The following is a 19,906-nucleotide window of genomic DNA, read 5'->3' as shown; positions in this document are numbered from 1 at the left end:
CGTCGGGTAATCACGCGGTCACGCACCGGACTCAAAAAGTCACCGCACGCCCCTCGTGGCGGCCGTGTGTCGTACCCCACACTGGGTTGCGGTGCCTGAGTCCTCGGAGCGCGGCCGGCCCGCAGACAGCGGATGCGGATCCGGTACACCCGCGATTCCACACATCGTGTTCGGGACGGACAGCGGCGTGGCCGCCGAAGCCGGTCCCGCTGTACCGCTGCCGCACGCCTCAGCAGCGATCATCATGGAGGTCGCCCCCGTGCAGACCCAGACCCTCAGCCAGACCGAGACCGCCGTCGCCGCGGAAGCGGACGCGGTGGCGGATACGGGCGTCATAGCGGCCGTACCACCGCAGAGCCGCGCCGCACGGCACCCGGAGGCGGGACCCGAGAGTCCCGAGGCGGAGGCCGCCCCCGAACCCCCGGAGGCACCGGAGGCACTCGAACCGGACAGCAGCGAACTGCCCCTGCCGCCCGCCCCCCGCGGCCGTGCCGACACCGGCGGCCCCTCCTCCGACCTGTTCCGGCAGTACCTGCGCGAGATCGGCCGGATCCCCCTGCTCACCGCGGCGGAGGAAGTGGAACTGGCGCGCGGCGTCGAGGCCGGCCTGTTCGCGGAGGAGAAGCTGCGGCTCGCCTCCGACCTGGACTCACAACTCGCGCTCGACCTCGACAAGTTGGTGGTCCTCGGCCGGATGGCCAAGCGTCGCCTCATCGAGGCCAACCTCCGCCTGGTCGTCTCCGTGGCCAAGCGGTACGTGGGGCGCGGACTGACCATGCTCGACCTCGTCCAGGAGGGGAATTTGGGCCTGATCAGGGCCGTCGAGAAGTTCGACTATGCCCGGGGCTACAAGTTCTCCACGTACGCGACCTGGTGGATCCGCCAGGCGATGTCGCGGGCCCTCGCCGACCAGGCCCGCACCATCCGCGTCCCCGTGCACGTCGTGGAGCTCATCAACCGCGTCGTCCGCGTCCAGCGCCGCATGCTCCAGGAGCGCGGCTACGAACCGACCCCCGAGGAGGTCGGAGCGCACCTCGACCTGCCGCACGAGCGGGTCAGCGAGGTGCTGCGCCTGGCCCAGGAACCGGTGTCGCTGCACGCGCCCGTGGGCGAGGAGGACGATGTCGCGCTCGGCGACCTCATCGAGGACGGCGACGCGACGAGCCCCGTCGAGTCGGCGGCCTTCCTCCTCCTGCGCGAGCACCTGGAGGCGGTCCTCTCCACGCTCGGCGAGCGCGAACGCAAGGTGGTCCAGCTGCGCTACGGCCTCGCGGACGGCAGGCCCCGCACCCTGGAGGAGATAGGACGGATCTTCGGCGTGACGCGCGAACGCATCCGCCAGATCGAGTCCAAGACCCTCAACAAGCTGCGGGACCACGCCTTCGCGGACCAGCTGCGCGGCTACCTCGACTGAGCGGGCTCAGTCGACCTCGGCCACGGCCTGCGCGAACTGAGCCGCGTACAGCCGCGCGTACGCACCGTCCGCGGCCAGCAGGGCGTCATGGGTGCCCTGCTCCACGATCGACCCGTTCTCCATCACCAGGATGGTGTCCGCGTCGCGGATCGTGGACAGCCGGTGCGCGATGACGAACGAGGTCCGCCCATGGGCGAGCCGCGCCATCGCCTTCTGGATGAGCACCTCCGTACGGGTGTCGACCGAGCTGGTCGCCTCGTCGAGGACCAGGATCACCGGGTCGGACAGGAACGCCCGCGCGATCGTGATCAGTTGCTTCTCCCCCGCGCTCACCCCGGTGCCCTCGTCGTCGATCACGGTGTCGTAGCCGTCGGGCAGGGTGCGGCAGAAGCGGTCGGCGTGCGCTGCCCGAGCCGCCTCCTCGATCTCCTCGCGGGTGACGTCCTTGGGCGCTCCGTACGCGATGTTCTCCGCGATGGTGCCGCCGAACAGCCAGGTGTCCTGGAGCACCATGCCGATGCCGGACCGCAGTTCGTCGCGCGACATCTTCGCGATGTCGACCCCGTCGAGCGTGATGCGCCCGCCGGTGACCTCGTAGAACCGCATGAGGAGATTGACCAGCGTGGTCTTGCCCGCGCCGGTCGGACCGACGATCGCCACCGTGTGGCCGGGATCGACCTTCAGGGACAGGTCCTCGATGAGCGGCTTGTCCTTCTCGTAGCGGAAGGAGACCTTCTCCATCTCGACCCGGCCGCGCGGCTGGTCGGGACGCATCCCGGGCACCGGGTCGGCCTCCTGCTCCTCGGCGTCGAGCAGCTCGAAGACCCGCTCGGCGGAGGCGACACCGGACTGCACCAGGTTCGCCATCGACGCGACCTGGGTGAGCGGCATCGAGAACTGCCGCGAGTACTGGATGAAGGCCTGCACGTCACCGATCGACAGCGCGCCGGACGCCACCCGCAGGCCACCCACCACGGCCACGAGCACGTAATTGAGGTTCGACATGAAGAACATCAGCGGCTGCATGGCCCCGCTGTTGAACTGCGCCTTGAACCCGGCCTCGTACAACGCGTCGTTCTGCTCGGCGAAGGCCTTCGCCGACTCCTCCTGACGCCCGAAGACCTTCACCAGGTTGTGCCCGGTGTACATCTCCTCGATGTGCGCGTTGAGCTTGCCGGTGGACTTCCACTGCTGCACGAACTGCGGCTGCGACCGCTTGCCGACCTTCGTCGCCACGAAGAACGACAGCGGCACGGTGACGAGCGCCACCAGGGCGAGCAGCGGCGAGACGTAGAACATCATCACCAGTACGCCGATGATGGTGAGCAGGGAGTTCACCAGCTGGCCCATGGTCTGCTGCAGGGTCTGGCCGATGTTGTCGAGGTCGTTCGTCGCCCGGCTGAGCACCTCACCGCGCTGCCGCTTGTCGAAGTACGACAGCGGAAGCCGCGACAGCTTCTCCTGGACGTCGCCGCGCATCCGGAAGACGGTCTTGTTGATGGCGCGGTTCGAGAGCCGCGTCGAGATCATCATCAGCAGTCCCGCGACCAGGAACACGCCGAGCGCGAGCAGCAGCACCTCGCCCACGGCGTCGAAGTCGATGCCCCGGCCCGGCGTGAAGTCGACCCCGGAGAGCATGTCGGCCATGCCGCCGTCGCCCTTGTCGCGCAGGCCCTCGATGGCCTGGTCCTTGGTGACGCCGTCCGGCATGTCACGGCCGACGATGCCCGCGAAGAGCAGGTCGGTCGCCTTGCCGAGGATCTTCGGGCCGAGCACCGTGAGCGCCACGCTGAGCACTCCGGCGGCGACCATCCCGTACATCGTGGTGCGCTCCGGCCTGAACTGCGCGAGGAGTCGCTTGCCCGATCCCTTGAAGTCCATCGACCGGGAGTCCGGCCCCATCATCTGTCCGCCCGGACCGGCCATCACGCGGCCTCCGCTTCCGTCAGCTGGGAGAGCACGATCTCCCGGTAGGTCTCATTGCTCTCCATCAGCTCCTGATGGCGTCCCGTCCCCACGACCCGGCCCTCGTCCAGGACGATGATGCGGTCGGCGTCCCTGATCGTCGCCACGCGCTGGGCGACGATCACGACGGTCGCCTCGGCGGTCTCGCGGCCGAGCGCGGCGCGCAGAGCGGCGTCCGTGGCGTAGTCCAGGGCCGAGAAGGAGTCGTCGAAGAGGTAGATCTCGGGGCGCTGCACCAGGGTCCTGGCGATCGCGAGGCGCTGGCGCTGCCCGCCGGAGACGTTCGTGCCGCCCTGCGAGATGGGCGCGTTCAGGCCCTCCTCCAGGCTCTCGACGAAGCCCTTGGCCTGGGCGACCTCAAGGGCGTGCCAGAGGTCCTCGTCGGTCGCGTCCGGGTTCCCGTAGCGGAGGTTGGTGGCGACCGTGCCGGCGAAGAGGTACGGCTTCTGCGGCACCAGGCCCACGGTCCTCGCGAGCAGCGCGGGCCCGATGGTGTGCACGGGCACGTCGTCCACCAGGACCTCGCCCTCGGTGGCGTCGATGAGCCGCGGCACGAGGCTGAGCAGTGTCGACTTGCCGCTGCCGGTCGACCCGATCACGGCGGTCGTCTCACCCGGCCGCGCGACCAGGCCGACGGCCTTCAGCACGGGCTCCTCGGCGCCGGGGTAGCGGAAGCCCGCGTCGCGGATCTCCAGGTGTCCGTGGCGCCGCAACTCCGTCACGGGGGAGGCCGGGGGCACCACGCTGCTCTCGGTGTCCAGGACCTCCTCGATGCGCTCGGCGCAGACCTCGGCGCGCGGCACCATCATGAACATGAAGGTGGCCATCATCACGGACATCACGATCTGCATCAGATACGCGAGGAACGCGGTGAGCGCCCCGATCTGCATGCCGCCGCTGTCGATGCGGTGCGCGCCGAACCACACCACGGCGATCGACGAGACGTTCACGACGGTCATGACGATCGGGAACATCAGGGCGAGCAGCCTGCCGGTGCCGAGCGACACGTCGGTCAGCTCGGCGTTGGCCTTCCGGAAGCGGTCCTTCTCGTACGCGTCGCGGACGAAGGCGCGGATGACGCGGTTGCCGGTGATCTGCTCGCGCAGCACACGGTTCACGGTGTCCAGGCGCACCTGCATGGTGCGGAAGAGCGGCCGAAGGCGTTTCACGATCAGGCTGACGCAGATCGCGAGGACGGGCACGACCGCGACCAGGACGCCCGAGAGCGGTACGTCGAGGCCGAGCGCCATGATGATGCCGCCGACGCACATGATCGGCGCCGACACCATCAGCGTGAACGACATCAGGACCAGCATCTGCACCTGCTGGACGTCGTTCGTGGTCCGAGTGATCAGCGACGGCGCGCCGAACTGTCCCAACTCCCGTGCGGAGAACGACTGCACGCGGTCGAAGACGGCGGCCCGGACGTCGCGGCCGAGGGCGGACGCGGTACGGGCGCCGTAGTAGACGGCACCGACGTTGCAGACCACCTGGGCGACGGTGACGGCGATCATGATGCCGCCGAACGACAGGATGTAGCCCGTGTCGCCCTTCACGACACCCTCGTCGATGATGTCGGCGTTGAGCGTGGGCAGATAGAGCGAGGCGCACGTCTGCAGGAACTGCAGCAGCACAAGCAGGGCGATGGGCTTTTTGTACGGGCCGAGGTGGGCCCGCAGAAGTCGTATGAGCACGGGGTCTCTCGAGAGGCGGGGCGCTGGCGTGGGCGCACCCATACTCCGGTACCGCACCCCGGTGTGCGCAACCGATTAAGCCATGACCCGGTAAAAAAATTGCCCGGGTAAAGAACTTGGTGAACCCGGGGTACGCCCCGCGACTGAGCGGGGCGCCCTCAGAATCCGCTCGCCGCGAACGCCCCCGGGTGTGTCTGCTCGCGCACGGTCCGGTACTGCTGCCGCACCGCCTGCCCCACGGGGTGCTCCTCGCCCGGCTCGAAGATCTGCGCGGCCGCGCCCTGCCAGTGCGGCAGTTGGCCGTTCAGCGCCCAGGCCGCCTGCCGCGCCGCGCCGATCGCCGCGTAGTCCGCGGGCTGCGGCACCACGACCTGCGTGCCGAACAGCATCGGCGCCGCCGCCTGCACCGCGGGCAGCTCGGCCGCCGCGCCGAGCAGGAAGACCCGGCGCACCTCCACGCCCCGCGCCCGCAGCACGTCCAGCGCGTCCCCGAGCCCGCACAGCATGCCCTCGAAGGCCGCCCGCGCCAGATGCTCCGGCCGCATCGACTCACGCCGAAGGCCGGTCAGGGTGCCCGCGGCATGCGGCAGGTTGGGCGTCTTCTCGCCCTCCAGGTACGGCAGGAGCACGAGCCCGTGCGCACCCGGCGTCGACTTCATGGCCAGCTCCGAGAGCCCCTCCAGATCGGGCACCCCCAGCATCTCGGCCGCGCCGCGCAGCACCCGCACGGCGTTCAGCGTGTGCACCACGGGCAGATGCATGCCGGTGGCGTCCGCGAGCGAGGTGATCGTCCCGCTCGCGTCGACCAGGGCCTCGTGGTGCACGGCCATGACGGACCCCGAAGCACCCAGCGAGACGACCGCGTCGCCCTGCTGGACCCCGAGCCCGAACGCCGCCGCCATCGTCTCGCCCGTACCCGCCGAGATCAGCAGCCCCTCGGGCGTCGTCCCCGCCGCCTCGGCGGGTCCGATCACCTCGGGCAGCATCGCCTGGTGGCCGAGCGCGAGTTCGACGAGATCGGGGCGGTACGTGCCCGTCGCCGCCGACCAGTAACCGGTGCCGGAGGCCCCGCCCCGGTCGCTCGTGCGCCGCGCGGGCCGTCCCAGGAGCTGCCACACCAGCCAGTCGTGCGCCTGCATGAGAGAGGCGACGCGCCGCGCCGCCTCCGGTTCGTTCTTCGCCAGCCAGCGCAGCTTCGTCACGGGGTGCGCCGCCTGCGGGACGCAGCCGACGGCCTGCGCCCAGGCCTCGCGGCTGCCGAGGCCGTCGATCAGGTCGGCGGCCGCGACCTGCGCCCGCCGGTCGTTGCCGACGAGCGCGGGCCGCACGGTGTTGCCGTGCTGGTCCAGGGGGACGACCGCGTTCTGCTGCGCGGAGACGCCGATGGCCTGTACGCCTTCGAGCAGTCCGCCGCCCGCCGCCTCACCGAGCGAGAGCAGCCAGGCCTGCGGATCCACGTCCGACGGACGGCCGCCTCCATCGGGGCCCTCCGTCGGATGCGGGGCATAGCCCTGCTTGAGTACGGCGCCCGTGTCCGCGTCACAGACCACGATGCGCGTGAAATCGGGCGAACTGTCCAACCCTGCGACTATCCCCATGCCTGGAATTCTGCCGCACCGCGCGACGTGACCCGTACCTCAGCTCCCAGGAGCCGCCCCGGTCACGTGTTGCTGGTGCCCCAGTCGTCCTCACCACTGCCCTGCCCGCGCTCGCGCAGCGACCGCACCCGGTCGGCCACCGAGTCCGGGACCCGGTCCCCGACCTTCTCGGACACGGAGTGGAAGGCCTTGCCCGCCACGTCGCGGCCCTGCTGCGTCGCGGACTCCACGGTGTTGCGCACCGCCGGGTTCTGCGCGAACTCGCGGGCGGACTTCTTCAGCTTCTCGTAGCGCTCGCGGCCTGCCCGGGTACCGAGCACGTACCCGAGAGCCACTCCCGCGACGAATGTGAGCCGGTAGCGCATGGCTGCCACCCTTCCCTTGCGTCGGCATCGATCGTCTGTTCGCTCGTCTGCTGCCCTGTGCGGGCGGTGGGGATACCGATTGGCGGAGCACCCCCCTGCTTGCGCTAATGTATGTGTCGCAGCGACCGCCCGCCGCCTGGAGAGTTCCCAGGTAGCTGCGTTCGATGCAACGAGACGATCCCCTGTAGCTCAATTGGCAGAGCAGCCGGCTGTTAACCGGCAGGTTACTGGTTCGAGTCCAGTCGGGGGAGCTCGGTCTCCTGTAGCTCAATTGGCAGAGCAGCCGGCTGTTAACCGGCAGGTTACTGGTTCGAGTCCAGTCGGGAGAGCTGTGAGAAGGACCCTTGAGACTGCTCTCAAGGGTCCTTTTTCGTGCCTGGTGGAACCATCGGGGCAGCCCTGCGGTCCTCATGGTCGAGCGATGCCGACCATCCGAAGCAGGAGATCGTATGAGCGGCTATGCTGCGGCAGACGGCGCGCACAAATGTGCGCGACGCGCCGTTAGGGGCGGTAGCTCAGCCGGTTAGAGCAGCGGACTCATAATCCGTCGGCCGTGGGTTCGAGTCCCACCCGCCCCACCGAAGCGCTGGGGCGCAGGAACGATTCCACCTGCGTCAGTAGTGCAAACCTCCCCCGTCCTTCTCTCTGAAGTGACGTGCGGGCGAGCTTCAGTCCCGGAATCCGGGGCAGCAGGGGCTCATGAAGATATTGATCGTCCTGGTGCTCATCGGCCTGGCCGCGGCCTGGTACGTGCAGACGCGGAAGCGGCGTTGACCGCGCACGCCGGGCCCACGGAGGCCGCGCCGGTGACCGTACATCCGCCCGCGGGCACCGGAGGCCGCCGGGTGACGGTCCGAGGGGAGATCCTCGGCCTCGCGCACTCCGACGCGGACGTCGTCGAGTTCCTGCGCCTCGCCGGGCTGCCGGACGCCGAGGAGTTCCTGGACGATCCCGCGTGGGTGAAGTGGCGCGGCGGGGTGGCCCATCGCTACGAAGCGGCGTAGGCGCGGCTCCGTAGAGCGGCCTCCGCCTAGAGCGGTGCCTGCCAGGTGGCTGTCGTGCCGGTGCCGACGCCGTCCGTCGTACCGTCGTCGTAGACCGTCAGGCGTACACCCGTGCGGCCGTCCGGCAGTGTCGCTCTCGCGTCCACCGCCACCTCGATGCGGGTGACGTCCGTGCGGCGCGACGCGGCGGCCAGGGCGCGGCGCAGGGCTGCCAGGAGGTGGCCCGCCGTCGGCTCCGTGACGCGGGCGTCGACGGCTCCGGTGAAGTGCACCGAGGGCTGGACGCCGACCACCGCCGCCGCGCCCGCCGTCTCGCGGAGCACCTTGCCGCGGAACGTGGTCGGGGCGTCGGCCGGTGGCTGCTGGAGCGCGAAGATCGCCGTGCGGACCTCCTGGATGGTGGACTCCAGCTCGTCCACGGCCTGGTCGAGCGTCGACTCCACTTGGGGCGACGTGTCCCTGCGCCGGGTCGACTCCAGCATCATGCCCGTCGCGAAGAGCCGCTGGACGACGAGGTCGTGCAGGTCGCGGGCGATGCGGTCGCGGTCCTCGAACACCGCCAGGCGCTGCCTGCTCTGCTGGGCGTCCGCCAGGACGAGGGCAAGCGCGGCCTGGGAGGCGAACTGGGTGGCGAGCAGACGCTCCACGGAGGTGTAGGCGCGCTCGCCCCTGCGGCGGGGCAGCGCGAGTGTCCCGATGAGCCGTCCGCCCGCCTGCAGCGGCAGCATCATGCTGGGACCGAAGTTGGTCCGTACGTGCGTGGTCATCCGGGGGTCCGTCGCGGAATCCTCGACGAACACCGGCTCGCCCCCGAGGAGTTGTTCCAGGACCGCGCTGCCGGGCTCGATGGTCGTGCCGATGAGGTCGTTCTGGAGGGCGTGCGGGTGGGTCTCGGCGCCGCTCGGGGGCGCGATGCCGTCCTCCTCCTCCGTCGCCGCCGCGACGATCCGCATGCCGCCCTGGTCCGTGGGCTGCAGGATCACCCCCGCCGACGCGCTCGCCAGGATGCGGGCCTGCTCGGCGACCGTCATCAGCGCGTCGGCCGCAGGTTCGCCGGTGAGCAGGGCCGTGGTGACCGCGGCGGCACCGTCGATCCACCGTTCGCGCTGCCTGGCCGCCTCGTACAGGCGGGCGTTGCCGATCGCGATGCCCGCCTGGCTCGCCAGGACGCGCAGCAGTTGCAGGTCCTCCTCGGTGAAGCGGCCCGCGCGCTTCTCGGTGAGGTAGAGATTGCCGAACGCCTCGTCGTGGACGTGCACCGGAACGCCCAGGAAGCTGTGCATCTCCGGGTGCCCCGGCGGTACGCCGCACGAGCGGGGGTCCGCCGTCAGGTCGTCCAGGAGGAGCGGCCTCGGCTCGCGGATCAGGGTGCCCAGAAGGCCCGAGTGGCCGTCGGGGAGGGGGCCGATGCGCTCCCGCTCGGCCGCGGTCAGGCCCGCCGTGAACAGGTCGGTCAGCTTGCCGTGCCCGGGGTCGATGACACCGAGCGCCCCGTACCGGGCGCCGGTCAGCTCGGTCGCGCTCTCCACGATGTGCTGGAGCGTGGTGTGCAGTTCGAGGTCCGAGCCGACGCCGAGCACCGCGTCCAGGAGAGGCACCAGGGAGAGGGGCAGGTCGTCGCCGTTCATCGGGCGGCGACCCACGCCTTCTCGACCGGGCCCGTCAACGTGACCACCAGGTGCCAGTCCCGAACCCGGTCAGCCGGAGAGCGGGTTGAGGACCAGGGGCTGGATCTTGCCCTCCAGCATCGCCCCGAGCCCGAGCACGGCGCACACGTCCGGCCGCTCGGCGATCTGCACCGGCATCCCCGTAGCGTCCCGCAGCATCTGGTCGAGGCCCGGGAGCAGCGCGCTGCCGCCGACCATCATGATCCCGCGGTCGGCCAGGTCGGCGACCAGGTCGGGCGGGCAGTCCCGCAGCACCTTGCCGATGCCGTCGAGCACGGCGGTGAGCGGCGTGTGGATCGCCTCGCGGACGGCGGCGGTGTTCACGTGCACCGACCGGGCCAGGCCCGTGGCGACGTCACGGCCGTGGATCTCGGTCGACTCCGGCCCGTTCGGGGTGAGGCCGTTGCCGCGCAGGGCGAGCTGAAGGGGGCGTACCGACTGGCTGGGCAGCACCAGCTCGTGGTGCTGGCGCAGGTGCTGGACGATCGCGCGGTCGATGGCCTCGCCGCCGACCGGGATCCGCTGGGCCGTCACGATCGACCCGAGGGACAGCACCGCGACCTGCGTCGTCGCGGCCCCGCACACCAGGATCATGGTCGCCTCCGGCTGCTCCACGGGCAGCCCGCAGCCGACCGCGGCCGCGATGAGCGTGTCCACCAGCTCGACCCTGCGCGCCCCGAGCCCGACCATCGTCTCGACGGCGGCGCGCTGGGCCAGCGGGTCCGCGTCGTGCGGCGTGCAGGCGGCGGCGCGCAGCCGGGGCTTGCGGCGCAGGGTGCGGCGGAGCTTCTCGCCCAGGAGGTGGCGCAGCATGCGCTGGGCCATCTCGATGTCGACGACGGTGCCGCCGGAGACCGGCCGCACGACCCGGATGTATCCCGGGGTACGTCCCGTCATCTGCTCGGCGAACTGGCCGACCGCGATGAGCGCGCCCGTGCGTGTGTTCACGGCGGCGGCGCTGGGCTCGTCGACGACGAGTCCGGCGCCCTTCACGAACACCCGGGTCCTCGCGGCACCCAGGTCGACGGCGATGTGGCAGCGGCGCAACTGCTCCAGACTGACGGTCATGGCAGATCCTCCCGAGAGCGCAGACCGTACGGACCGTCGGACGACGGTCCCCTCTCGCATCGTGCGGTGGCCGCGGGCGGCGCGCGCGTTGGGCTGAGCCGGGCGGGGTGCCGCCGCACGGGTGGTCTTGATCGCGTCGCGGGCGGCACAGTTAGCATCCCGTGTGACGCATACGCCCCCGGACACGCCCCCGGAAGAAGACGAAGCCGACGGCTCTCGAATAGACGGAGCCGCCGGCGACCCCCCGCTGTCCCCGCTACCAGTGGAGCCCCGGGGGCCCGTCACGAAAAGGCGGATACTCGCCGATCTGACGCCTTTGCGTACGTCCGTCGACTACAGCCGTCTCTGGGCCGGCAACACGATCTCCTGGATCGGCCAGGCGATGACCGCGCTCGCGGTCTCCCTCCAGGTGTACGACATCACGCACTCCAGCTTCTCGGTCGGCCTGGTGGGACTCTTCTCGCTGGTCCCCCTCGTCGTGTTCGGCCTGTACGGGGGCGCGATCGCGGACACCGTGGACCGGCGGAAGCTCGGCCTCTACTCGTCGCTCGGCTCGTGCGGGCTCTCCGTCGCGCTGGCCGCGGGGGCGTTCGCGGGCTTCCACCACGTGTGGTTCCTGTACTCCGTGGTCGCGCTGCAGGCGGTCTGCGGTGCGCTGAACTCACCGGCGCGGTCCTCGATGATCCCGCGGCTCCTCCCGCCGGAGCAGTTGCCCGCGGCCAACGCGCTGTCGTCGATCACGACGACGGGTGGCACGATGCTCGGCCCCATGCTGGGCGGCCTCATCGTCGGCCTGTGGGGATACCAGGCCGCGTACACGGTGGACGCGGTGGCCTTCAGCGCGTCCCTGTACGCGATGTGGCGGCTGCCGGCGATGCGGCCGGAGGGCGCGGAGGAAGGGGTGCGCCGCAAGCGCGCCTCGGTCCTCGACGGCCTGCGGTTCCTCGCCACCCGGCCGAACCTGCGGATGACCTTCTTCACGGACATGTGCGCGATGGTGTTCGCCCATCCCCGGGCGCTGTTCCCCGCGGTGGCGGTGGTGTGGTTCGGGGGCGACGCGAAGACGGTGGGCCTGCTCGTCGCGGCGCCCGCGGTGGGGGCGCTGCTCGGTGCGGTGTTCTCCGGGTGGCTGGGGCGGATCCGGCGGCACGGGCTCGCCATCCTCGTCGCGGTGGCCGGATGGGGCACGGCGATCGCCGTCTTCGGCCTCACCCGGAACCTGTGGCTTGGGCTGTTCTTCCTCGCGCTTGCGGGCTGCGCGGACACGATCTCGATGGTGTTCCGGAGCACGATGCTCCAGGCGGCCGTGCCGGACGAGATGCGGGGCAGGCTGCAGGGCGTCTTCATCGTGGTGGTGGCGGGCGGGCCCCGGCTCGGGGATTTCATCGCGGGGTCGGTGGGGGATCTGGCGTCGCCTTCGGTGGCGGTCACCGGGGGCGGTGTCGCGTGCGTCGTGGCCGTGGGGCTGCTGGCCCTGCGCTGGCGGAGGTTCGCCCGGTACGACGCGAGGGAGCCGGAGGCGTAGGCGCGTTGCCAATTGGCCGGTGGGGCGTTCAGCGGTTGGGGAGCAGGTCGATCAGGTGGGACAGGTCACTGATCGTCGTGTGTGCGCCGGTGGCGGTGAGGCGTTCGCGGGCGGTGGGGCTCTGGGCGTAACCGATGAAGGCGATGCGCAGGCTCTGCGCGGCGGCCGCCTCCGCCGTCGTGGAACCGACCATCACGCAGCGGTCCGCCGGGATGCCCAGCTGGGCCAGGGCGCGGCGCGGGCAGTCGGGGTCGGGCATGAGGAGGGTGAGGTCCGAGGTGCGGCCGTGGATCTCGACTCCGGGGAGATGGAGCCCCTTGGCGCCCAGATAGGCCACCACCGCCCGAGGCGACGTGTCGGTGACGACGGCCAGGCGGAGGGCCCTCTCGGGCTGGGCCAGGGTGTGCAGGACGGACGCGACGTAAGGCTCCGGCTTCGCGGTGAGCGCGGCCTGCATCTCGATCTCCTCCAGGCGCGCGCCCAGCTCCCGGGCCAGCGTGCGGTGCCGGGCGAAGGGGCGGAGCACATCCATGGGATGGATGTGGTCGGACGTGCCGCCCGCCGGGTGATGCCCGGGCAGGAGGGGGGTGCCGGCCAGCGCCTCCTCAGGATCACGCCACTCGGCGATGAGGGCGGTGAGGGCGCGGGCGGCGTGGCGGGCGGCCTGTTCCGAGTAGAGCCGGGCGAGGGTTCCGTCGAAGCCGAGAAGGACGGCTTCGACGGTGCCGGGCAGCGCGGCGGGGGGTTGCCCGGTGGACACCTCGCAGTACCAGTCGTCGGACTGCGGGACCGGATCGAACCGGTGTGCCAGAGGGCCCGACTCGTTGAGGCGCTGGTGCAGGAAGTTGGAGACGATCACGACGGCGCGTCTGCCGTCGCGCCCCAGCAGACGCCGTGGTCCGGACGGGATTGTGGGCGCCGAGACCGTCGGGTCCGGCTCATGGGTGAAGGTGACCCCGAGCCCGAGCCCGAGTACGGGGAAGGCCTCCAGCGCGGACGGGAGTTCGTTGACGATCGTGGTCAGTACGTGCAGGACGTGCACTTCGGGGGCCACGGTCACGTCCCAGCCGCGGGGACGGGGACGCATCGCGAACTGATCGGGGGTGATGCCGCCCCGGCTGAGGAGGTGGGAGATCTCCCGGCCCAGGTTCTCCCGTACGTCCTCCTGGCGTCCCGTCGGGCGGGCCAGGTACTCGAAGGTGACGGTGGTCGGCTGGTCGTCCGGGGTCTCCCGCCGGACGCCGAGGTCGTCGAGCTGGTCGCCGGGGAGTTCCTCGTTCGGAGTGAGCACCTCGTCGTCGGCGTGCGGGAACTCGCCCAGTGGCGCGTCCAGTTCGGCCTGATCCTGCTCCTGCTCCTCCTCGCTCGCGCCGAGTTCCCGGTTCAGCTCACGTCGCGTCTGGAGGAGGAACTGCCGCAGGCGGTTGATGTCGGCGCGGGTGGCGCGGGCCGCCGGGCCGGGGACGCCTTCCAGCGGGTTGCCGCGCCACAGCTCCAGGGCGGATCCGGTCAGATCGCGGGCCCGGGTGGGGTCCCCCGCGAAACGGGCGTCACGGGCGTCGTCGTGAAGCCGCTGGAAGCGGAACAGGTCGACCACGTCGGGGCCGGTCGGGAGCGCCAGCGCGTAGGTGCCGTTCCCGGCCACCACGGAGTCGGGTCCGAGGGCGTTGCGCAGGCGGGAGGCGTAAGTGCCGAGGAGACGAGGGGCGTCGGCGGGCGCGGCGCCCGCCCCCCAGACGCCGTCGACCATCTCGTCGAGGGGCACGTCACGGCCCCGCCGGAGCAGCAGCATGCAGAGCATGGCCTGCTCCCGGCCGCTGCCGGTGGCCAGGGGCCGGCCGCCGCGGGCGACGCGAAGAGGGCCCAGCAGGGAGTACGTGCGCTCGTACGACGCGGGCGTGGAGAGCCGCGTGAGCCGCTGGAGGCCCTGGCTCCGGCGCTCCGGATCGGTGGAGCCGAGGTCCGCGACGGCTGAGAGGAGCGTCTCGCCGATGCCCCCGGGCTCGCCGATTCCACCGAGCCCGCTCATGCCCCCGGGCTCGCCCCTGCCGTCGGGCTCACCGTCGCCGCGGTGGACGGGTGTGCCGGACGGTCTCAACAGGTCGACCCGCTCGTCGGGTTCAGAGGGCGTCGCCGTGTCGGCCGCATCCGTGTCCGACGGTCTGAACAGGTCCGTCCCTGAGCCCCCGCCGGTCCCGGCGTACATCTGGCGGACGAGGCGACCGAGTGCGGCGAGGTCGGCAGCGCCGCTCTCCTCGCCGTAGGGGATCAGCGTGAAGCCGCAGAGTACGGCGCCCCCTTGGGGCGGGAGCCGCACGAAGGCGGGGGAGAGGGCGCCATGGGTCATGCCCGCGGTGTGCAGGGCGGAGACCGCACGGGCGAGGGGCGGTACCAGGTCGAGGAGGAGGTGGGCGGGCAGGCCGTCCCGGTGGTCCGCCAGGAGTTCCGCGAGGTTGCGTCCCTCGATGAAATCCGTGACCAGGTAGGGGACTTCACCATTCGCGTAGTCCCGTACGGCGGCCACATGCGCGTGGCGGAACCGGGACAGTTGCCGCGCCGCCCGCGTGAAGTCGCGGCGGAGCCACTGCGGCGCCTGCGGATAGCGTTGCACCACCACGGGCTGCCCGCCCCGGCGCAGATCCTCCGCGAGCCACACGCTGCCGCTCCGCCCGATCCGCCGCACCACCCGGTAGCGATCGCCGAGAAACCCCGCCTGCCGGCCCCCGCCCAGCTGCCGCACACTGTCCGGAGTGACTGTCGCGAAGGGCTCGCCCAGGGGTGTCTCCGCGCCCGCGCCCCCGCCGGACGCCGCCACCGCCCGCAGTTCCCCGGGTGCCGTGCCCGCCCGGTCGTCGATCAGTGCGCCGACCCGGGCGAGCAGCTCCCGCGTACGGCCCCGCGCGGTACGCGGCAGGGTGCGGAGCAGCAACTCCCGCACCCCGTGACGGAATGCGTACGCCCCGGCGCCCCCGTCCGAAACCAGCATCCCGCTGAGAATGACCTCCGCCAGATGCTGCGGACGCGGGCGCTCCTCCACCGCGGCCTGGACGAGGCGCATCACCGGCAGCCGGGCCTCGCCCACGGCGAGATGACCCGCCAGGCGGAAGGCCTCGGGGGAGGCCGTCGAGCGGAAGCGCAGCACGAGGTCCTCGGCGGTGAGCCGCGGGACATCCCCGGCGGAGCCCTCGACGTCCGGCGGTGCCGGAGCCGGGCCCAGCCACCCCACCGCCCCCGGCAGCCGCGCCCCGCCCGGGTCCGCCACCAGCGCCGCCCAGTTGGAGAGCCACGTCCCGGCGGGTTCGAGGACCGGGATCGGCAGCGCCCCGTCGGGCGGCGCCTCCGAGGGCGCGTACTGCGTGAAGGCGAGGGCCGCGGATGGTGCCGCCGGGTGCGGGGCCGAGAGCGAGCCCGGAGTCGTGGGCAGAGCCGTGGTGCGCCACAGGCGTTCCGGGAGCGGTTGGATCACGGCCACCGGCTGGTGCGCGGCCCAGCGGCGCAGCGTGCGGTACCAGCGGGTGCCCGCCGTGCCGTCGCGCCACTGCGGGCCCATGCAGTCGCTGATCACCAGGGTGACCGTGCGGCCCGCCGCGGGGGTGTGCGCCGCCTGGGGCGGGACCGTGCCGTTCGGCTCCGCGCGGTGCAGCTCCACCGTGCGGAAGATGCCGGACTGGGCGAGCGCCGTGTGGAGTTCGTGGATCAGGGGGCGCCAGATCGGCATGGTCGGGCCCGCGTCGTACACCAGGCACAGGCGCAGCCAGCGTTCCTCGGCGGGGCGCAGGACCGGCAGCCAGCCGCGCGGGTGGCCGCCGAGGCGGGCGATGCGGTGGGCCGTGGCCTCCTCGTCGATGACCTGGCCCACCGGGGAGGGGACGCGGCGCTTCAAGGGGCGCAGGGCACGCTGGAGGGTAAGGGGGTGCGTCACCATCGGGGGGACGGGGACCCGGACCGGGGTGTGGTCGGCTGCCGCCTCCGGTGCGTCGCAGGCGCTCGCCGGGTTCCCGGAAGGAGCGGAGGCCGCGGACGTGCCGTCGGGCCGGGCGGGCAGCAGGAGCGGCACCCGGTCGTCCGGCGCGGCGGCAGGGGTGGGATCGGCCGGGTGCGGAGCCGGCGACGGGCTCACCGGCGATGGCGTGGGCTCTGTCGGCGCCGGGTCGGCGGAGGGTTCCTGCCGCGTCGGCTCGGCGCCGTCCATCTGCCCCGCGAGCCACAGGAGTTCGGCCAGCTCGGTCGACGTGGGGCGTGACCCGTCCGCCGCCTCCGCGAGGAGATCGGCGAGCCGCGCGACGGGGCCCCGGCGCCGGGGCGTGTCAGAGTGCATCGGGGCCCGGGTCCGCGGCCTGCGTGAGGTACGGCATCAGCTGTCGCGCGAGCTCGTCGCGTGACCCCGCGTCGACACCCGCCGCGCCGGTCAGGTAGATCGCGTTCAGGAGCTGGTCCGTGGCGAGTTCGCCACCGGTGCCGCGCTCCAGGAAGCGGGCGATGAGCGTGCGGGCGTAGGCGTCGGGCTCGCCGAGGTGGGCCCGGACGATTTCCTCCAGGTGCTCGTCGCGGGGCTGGCGGAGGCGCAGCGTGACGCAGCGGCGCAGGAACGCGGGCGGGAACTCGCGCTCGCCGTTGCTGGTGAGGACGACGAAGGGGAAGGCGCGGCAGCGCACACGGCCGCGCTCGACGGTCACCGGGTCGTCCGAGCCATCGGCCAGGAGGGCCGCCTTCGGGGTGTGCTTGGCGATCCGTACCAGCTCGGGGATCTCGTACTGGCCCTCCTCCAGGATGTTCAGGAGGTCGTTGGGCAGGTCCAGGTCGCTCTTGTCGATCTCGTCGATGAGGAGGGCGCGCGGGCGTTCGTAGGGGAGGAGTGCCGTGCCGAGCGGGCCGAGGCGGAGGTGGTCCTCGACGCCCGCGCCGTCCCGCGACGCCCTGGTCCGCGGGGCGCGCCCCGCCGCGTACAGCCGCGACAGCGGGTCGTACTGGTAGAGGCCGTCGTGCAGGGCGCTGCGGCTCGTGATGTTCCAGCGGAGCACCGGGCCGAGGCCCAACTCCCGTGCCACCGCGTACGCGAGGCTCGACTTGCCGCTGCCCGGAGGGCCCGTCACCAGGAGCGGACGCCGCAAGTACAGCGCCGCGTTGACCAGTTGCACGCAGGTTTCCGTGGCCCGGTACGTGTGCGCCCGGTGCACGCGGTCCGGGGAAGTCGCCGAGCCGTCGTCCGTGGGCGTGTCGAGGGCCGGGCCGCCGTCGAAGGCGCGCCAGGGCGGCGGCGGAGGCAGCCGGGTGATCCCGTCGTGGGGCTCGTTCGTGCCGGTGTAGACGGGCCACAGGGACATGATCGGGGTTCTCCGTATTTCTGCGTCGGGCTCAGGATGCGTGCGGCGGGCTCAGGCGACGGGGGAGTGGCGGTGGGCGGCGGGTGCGTCGGGGAAGCAGCGAGGGTCGTCCCAGAGGAGCTGCACGTCCCTCGCCCAGTGGGTGTCCGGCTCGTCCGACGCCTCCGCGGTCTCCCGCAACGTCAGGATGGCGCGCGGGAGTTCGGCGGGCGAGTGCCCCTCGATGTGGGCGGCGATGCGGTCCAGGAAGTCGGAGCCCGCGCAGGTCGTGTCGTCGCGGTGGCCGGGGTCCTCGCAGCCCGTGCGCGGCCACAGGATGACCGGCACCGGCACGGTGAGCGAGACGTCGAAGTGCGTCACGTCGGCGTCGGTGCCGGTGCGCTCGGCGCGTGGCGGCACGGCGAACCCGGCCAGACCCGCGCCGTCGCGCCGCAGCCGGAACCGCAGCTTGTTCGGCTTCTCCTCGGTGCCGCACTCGACGCGGTGCAGAACGGTCGCCGGGCTGTCGTCCAGGTGCTCCCATGTGCGGGCAAGACGGTGCCGCAGGCCGCCCTTGCGGCGGGACCGGTCGGTCACGACCAGGGGGTACGAGCAGCCGAGCGGGGTCGGGTCGTCGGCCCCGCACTCCCACCGGGCCACCGGCCAGTTGAGCAGCGCGCGGGGCAGCACGAACGCCAGCAACTCGTCCGTGCCGGGGGTGAGATGGGAGAAGGCGTCGTCGACGTGCTCCTGGACGTACGCGCGCACCTGCCCCGCGGGCAGGGTGTGTGAGCTCACGGGGTGGCGCAGCCCCTCGCGGTAGGCGGACACCTCGACCAGGAGCTGGTCGTCGCCCGCGCCGCTGTGGTCGATCTCGACGAGGATGGGGGACCAGGCGGGCGGCTCTCCCGGCCTCGGCGGGGCGGGGGCCGCGGGCGCTTCGAGCAGGTTCGCGAGACGGTCGGCGAGGCGCGTCACCGCGTCCGGGTCGTCGACCTCCCAGAGGATGTACCAGGCCGCCGACCACAGCGAGCCGAAGCCCTCCGGCGGCACGGGCGGCCCGAGCGGGCCCACCGCGTCGCGGTACAGCCGCTCCGGGGCGCGGGCGACGCCGGTGTCCGCCGCCCGGTCCACCAAGGCGCGCAGCCGTTCCTTCGCGGGGCGCCGATGGCCGGGGAGGGGAACCAGGTCGCTGAGCGGGGGCCAGTAGCGCGCCATGACGGAGGTGGGCAGCATGCGTCCGTTGCGCACGCCGCTGGACGCGCGCGTGGCCGCCGACACCATGCCCACCACCTGGTTGCTGTCCGCGAGGGTCACCGCCGCGCCGCTGAACCCCGGGGCCAAAGGCTGTCCGTGTGCGCTCCACGCCTCCAGCTGAACCCACTCGTCGGCGATCCGCTGGGCGGCGGTGGCGCGGTACTCGGCGAGGGTGCCCTCGCGGTAGCCCTTGGGGAATCCGTACACGAGGAGCCGGGGTCGGGGTTCGGCGTACGCGTCGTCGGGCGCAGCGAACTCGGCGGGCCGTACCGGCACCGGGTGCGCGAGCTCCAGGACCGCGAGGTCTCCCAGGTCGCCGCCGTGTCCGTCCCAGCCGCCGTGCGCCCCGACGGAGGCGCTCACGACGCCGAGATCCTCGCGGTGCGGGAAGGAGACGGTGACCGGCGAGCCGCCGACGCTGCCGCGGACGACGTGCGCACAGGTCAGCACGTGCTGTTCGGACACGAGGAACCCCGCCCCGACGTCGCCCCCGCACGCGATGCGGGCATGCCACGATGCGCTGCTCATGGGGCGGGGGTGGCCTCCGGCGGGGTCGCGGTGGCGGGTCCGTCCGGGGTCCAGGCGAGGCGCACCACCAGGTGGCCCTCCGCCGTGCCCTTGACGATCACCGCGCCCGCCTCCGCCGACATCCGCACACCGAACTCGATCTCCACCGAGTCCGGGCGCAGGCTGCCGTCACGGAACACCCGCAGCGCGGACTCCGCGGCCGCGCGGGCTCCGGCGAGGGACTCCTCGAAGGTGCGGACCGCACGGGAGGGGCCCTCGCCGCGCGAGATGAGGTGGGAGCCGTGCGTGTCCTCCACGTCGGCCATGACGACCGGCGTGCCGTCGTCGGTCGTGAACTCCACCAGATCGTCCATCCATGCCCCCGTCGTACCCGTGCCACGCCTGCCAACCGCATTGTTACGGAAGGTCGTTGTGCCTGTCACCCGTGTCCCGGGCGACGGGCGCGTACGGGTGAGCGTGGCGGGAAGGTGCCCTGGCGGCTTCCCGCCAGCACCTGTCAACACCCCCGCAACACAAGC

13 protein-coding genes and 3 tRNA genes are annotated in these 19,906 nt (G+C 72.2%); 6 read left to right on the top strand and 10 right to left on the bottom strand.

The genetic code is table 11. From position 1 onward, the window contains the following. Nucleotides 1-91 precede the first annotated feature (91 nt). On the top strand, nt 92-1,414 hold the full coding sequence (locus ACWGIH_RS11270) for an RNA polymerase sigma factor (RefSeq protein ID WP_453447592.1): 1,323 nt from the start codon (nt 92-94) through the stop codon (nt 1,412-1,414). A 6-nt stretch (nt 1,415-1,420) separates the two neighbouring features. On the opposite strand, the gene ACWGIH_RS11265 is transcribed toward ACWGIH_RS11270, so the two are convergent. The 4 genes from ACWGIH_RS11265 to ACWGIH_RS11250 all read right to left on the bottom strand — a co-directional run bounded on the left by ACWGIH_RS11265 (nt 1,421) and on the right by ACWGIH_RS11250 (nt 7,036). Further along, nucleotides 1,421-3,340, bottom strand: coding sequence for an ABC transporter ATP-binding protein (locus ACWGIH_RS11265; RefSeq protein ID WP_453447593.1), 1,920 nt, complete (start codon nt 3,338-3,340; stop codon nt 1,421-1,423). Continuing rightward, nucleotides 3,340-5,073 (bottom strand): ABC transporter ATP-binding protein, encoded by a 1,734-nt coding sequence (locus tag ACWGIH_RS11260; protein WP_453447595.1) that lies wholly within the window; start codon nt 5,071-5,073, stop codon nt 3,340-3,342. The genes ACWGIH_RS11265 and ACWGIH_RS11260 overlap by 1 nt, the downstream gene beginning before the upstream one ends. Before the next feature lie 158 nt (nt 5,074-5,231). Further along, complete coding sequence (locus ACWGIH_RS11255) at nt 5,232-6,671, bottom strand: xylulokinase (protein ID WP_453447597.1); 1,440 nt, start codon at nt 6,669-6,671, stop codon at nt 5,232-5,234. Between the two features lie 62 nt (nt 6,672-6,733). Continuing rightward, entirely contained in the window at nt 6,734-7,036 is a 303-nt protein-coding gene (locus ACWGIH_RS11250) for a YtxH domain-containing protein (RefSeq protein ID WP_361057864.1), read from the bottom strand. A gap of 178 nt (nt 7,037-7,214) precedes the next feature. Between ACWGIH_RS11250 and ACWGIH_RS11245 the strand changes: the two genes are divergently transcribed. From ACWGIH_RS11245 to ACWGIH_RS11230, 4 genes are all read left to right on the top strand, one after another. Continuing rightward, a tRNA-Asn gene (locus ACWGIH_RS11245) sits at nt 7,215-7,287 on the top strand. A 5-nt stretch (nt 7,288-7,292) separates the two neighbouring features. Next, a tRNA-Asn gene (locus tag ACWGIH_RS11240) sits at nt 7,293-7,365 on the top strand. Nucleotides 7,366-7,540: 175 nt separating this feature from the next. Then, nucleotides 7,541-7,614, top strand: a tRNA-Ile gene (locus tag ACWGIH_RS11235). 228 nt (nt 7,615-7,842) lie between these two features. Continuing rightward, nucleotides 7,843-8,040 (top strand): hypothetical protein, encoded by a 198-nt coding sequence (locus ACWGIH_RS11230; protein WP_453447599.1) that lies wholly within the window; start codon nt 7,843-7,845, stop codon nt 8,038-8,040. A gap of 26 nt (nt 8,041-8,066) precedes the next feature. Here ACWGIH_RS11230 and ACWGIH_RS11225 read toward each other — a convergent pair whose 3' ends face one another. Beyond that, nucleotides 8,067-9,668: a GAF domain-containing sensor histidine kinase gene (locus tag ACWGIH_RS11225; protein ID WP_453447601.1), complete on the bottom strand. Its 1,602-nt coding sequence runs from the start codon at nt 9,666-9,668 to the stop codon at nt 8,067-8,069. A gap of 69 nt (nt 9,669-9,737) precedes the next feature. Further along, a complete protein-coding gene (gene mreB / locus ACWGIH_RS11220) occupies nt 9,738-10,775 on the bottom strand; it encodes a rod shape-determining protein MreB (RefSeq protein ID WP_453447603.1) in 1,038 nt (345 codons plus the stop codon). 247 nt (nt 10,776-11,022) lie between these two features. Between mreB and ACWGIH_RS11215 the strand changes: the two genes are divergently transcribed. Next, on the top strand, nt 11,023-12,300 hold the full coding sequence (locus tag ACWGIH_RS11215) for an MFS transporter (RefSeq protein ID WP_453447649.1): 1,278 nt from the start codon (nt 11,023-11,025) through the stop codon (nt 12,298-12,300). Nucleotides 12,301-12,328: 28 nt separating this feature from the next. Here ACWGIH_RS11215 and ACWGIH_RS11210 read toward each other — a convergent pair whose 3' ends face one another. The 4 genes from ACWGIH_RS11210 to ACWGIH_RS11195 are packed head-to-tail and all read right to left on the bottom strand — an operon-like array spanning nt 12,329 to nt 19,741. Further along, nucleotides 12,329-16,618 carry an SAV_2336 N-terminal domain-related protein gene (locus tag ACWGIH_RS11210; RefSeq protein ID WP_453447605.1) on the bottom strand — a complete coding sequence of 1,430 codons (4,290 nt, stop codon included), beginning with the start codon at nt 16,616-16,618 and terminating at the stop codon, nt 12,329-12,331. Then, entirely contained in the window at nt 16,608-17,624 is a 1,017-nt protein-coding gene (locus ACWGIH_RS11205; RefSeq protein ID WP_453447607.1) for an AAA family ATPase, read from the bottom strand. Before ACWGIH_RS11205 ends, ACWGIH_RS11210 begins: the two co-directional genes overlap by 11 nt. A gap of 51 nt (nt 17,625-17,675) precedes the next feature. Beyond that, entirely contained in the window at nt 17,676-19,388 is a 1,713-nt protein-coding gene (locus tag ACWGIH_RS11200; protein WP_453447609.1) for a VMAP-C domain-containing protein, read from the bottom strand. Then, entirely contained in the window at nt 19,385-19,741 is a 357-nt protein-coding gene (locus ACWGIH_RS11195) for a CU044_2847 family protein (protein ID WP_453447611.1), read from the bottom strand. The genes ACWGIH_RS11200 and ACWGIH_RS11195 overlap by 4 nt, the downstream gene beginning before the upstream one ends. Nucleotides 19,742-19,906 lie beyond the last annotated feature (165 nt).

The organism is Streptomyces sp. NPDC054872, assembly GCF_053610705.1.
Note: the sequence above shows the minus strand (reverse complement) of the source record. Positions and strands in the feature narration are given on the sequence as shown.

What these genes read in the sequence shown, in the direction of transcription:
- ACWGIH_RS11225 (WP_453447601.1), bottom strand. Translation starts at nt 9,668, where the DNA reads ATGAACGGCGACGACCTGCCCCTCTCCCTGGTGCCTCTCCTGGACGCG.
- ACWGIH_RS11195 (WP_453447611.1), bottom strand. Translation starts at nt 19,741, where the DNA reads ATGGACGATCTGGTGGAGTTCACGACCGACGACGGCACGCCGGTCGTC.
- ACWGIH_RS11265 (WP_453447593.1), bottom strand. Translation starts at nt 3,340, where the DNA reads ATGGCCGGTCCGGGCGGACAGATGATGGGGCCGGACTCCCGGTCGATG.
- mreB (WP_453447603.1), bottom strand. Translation starts at nt 10,775, where the DNA reads ATGACCGTCAGTCTGGAGCAGTTGCGCCGCTGCCACATCGCCGTCGAC.
- ACWGIH_RS11250 (WP_361057864.1), bottom strand. Translation starts at nt 7,036, where the DNA reads ATGCGCTACCGGCTCACATTCGTCGCGGGAGTGGCTCTCGGGTACGTG.
- ACWGIH_RS11210 (WP_453447605.1), bottom strand. Translation starts at nt 16,618, where the DNA reads ATGCACTCTGACACGCCCCGGCGCCGGGGCCCCGTCGCGCGGCTCGCC.
- ACWGIH_RS11255 (WP_453447597.1), bottom strand. Translation starts at nt 6,671, where the DNA reads ATGGGGATAGTCGCAGGGTTGGACAGTTCGCCCGATTTCACGCGCATC.
- ACWGIH_RS11205 (WP_453447607.1), bottom strand. Translation starts at nt 17,624, where the DNA reads ATGTCCCTGTGGCCCGTCTACACCGGCACGAACGAGCCCCACGACGGG.
- ACWGIH_RS11200 (WP_453447609.1), bottom strand. Translation starts at nt 19,388, where the DNA reads ATGAGCAGCGCATCGTGGCATGCCCGCATCGCGTGCGGGGGCGACGTC.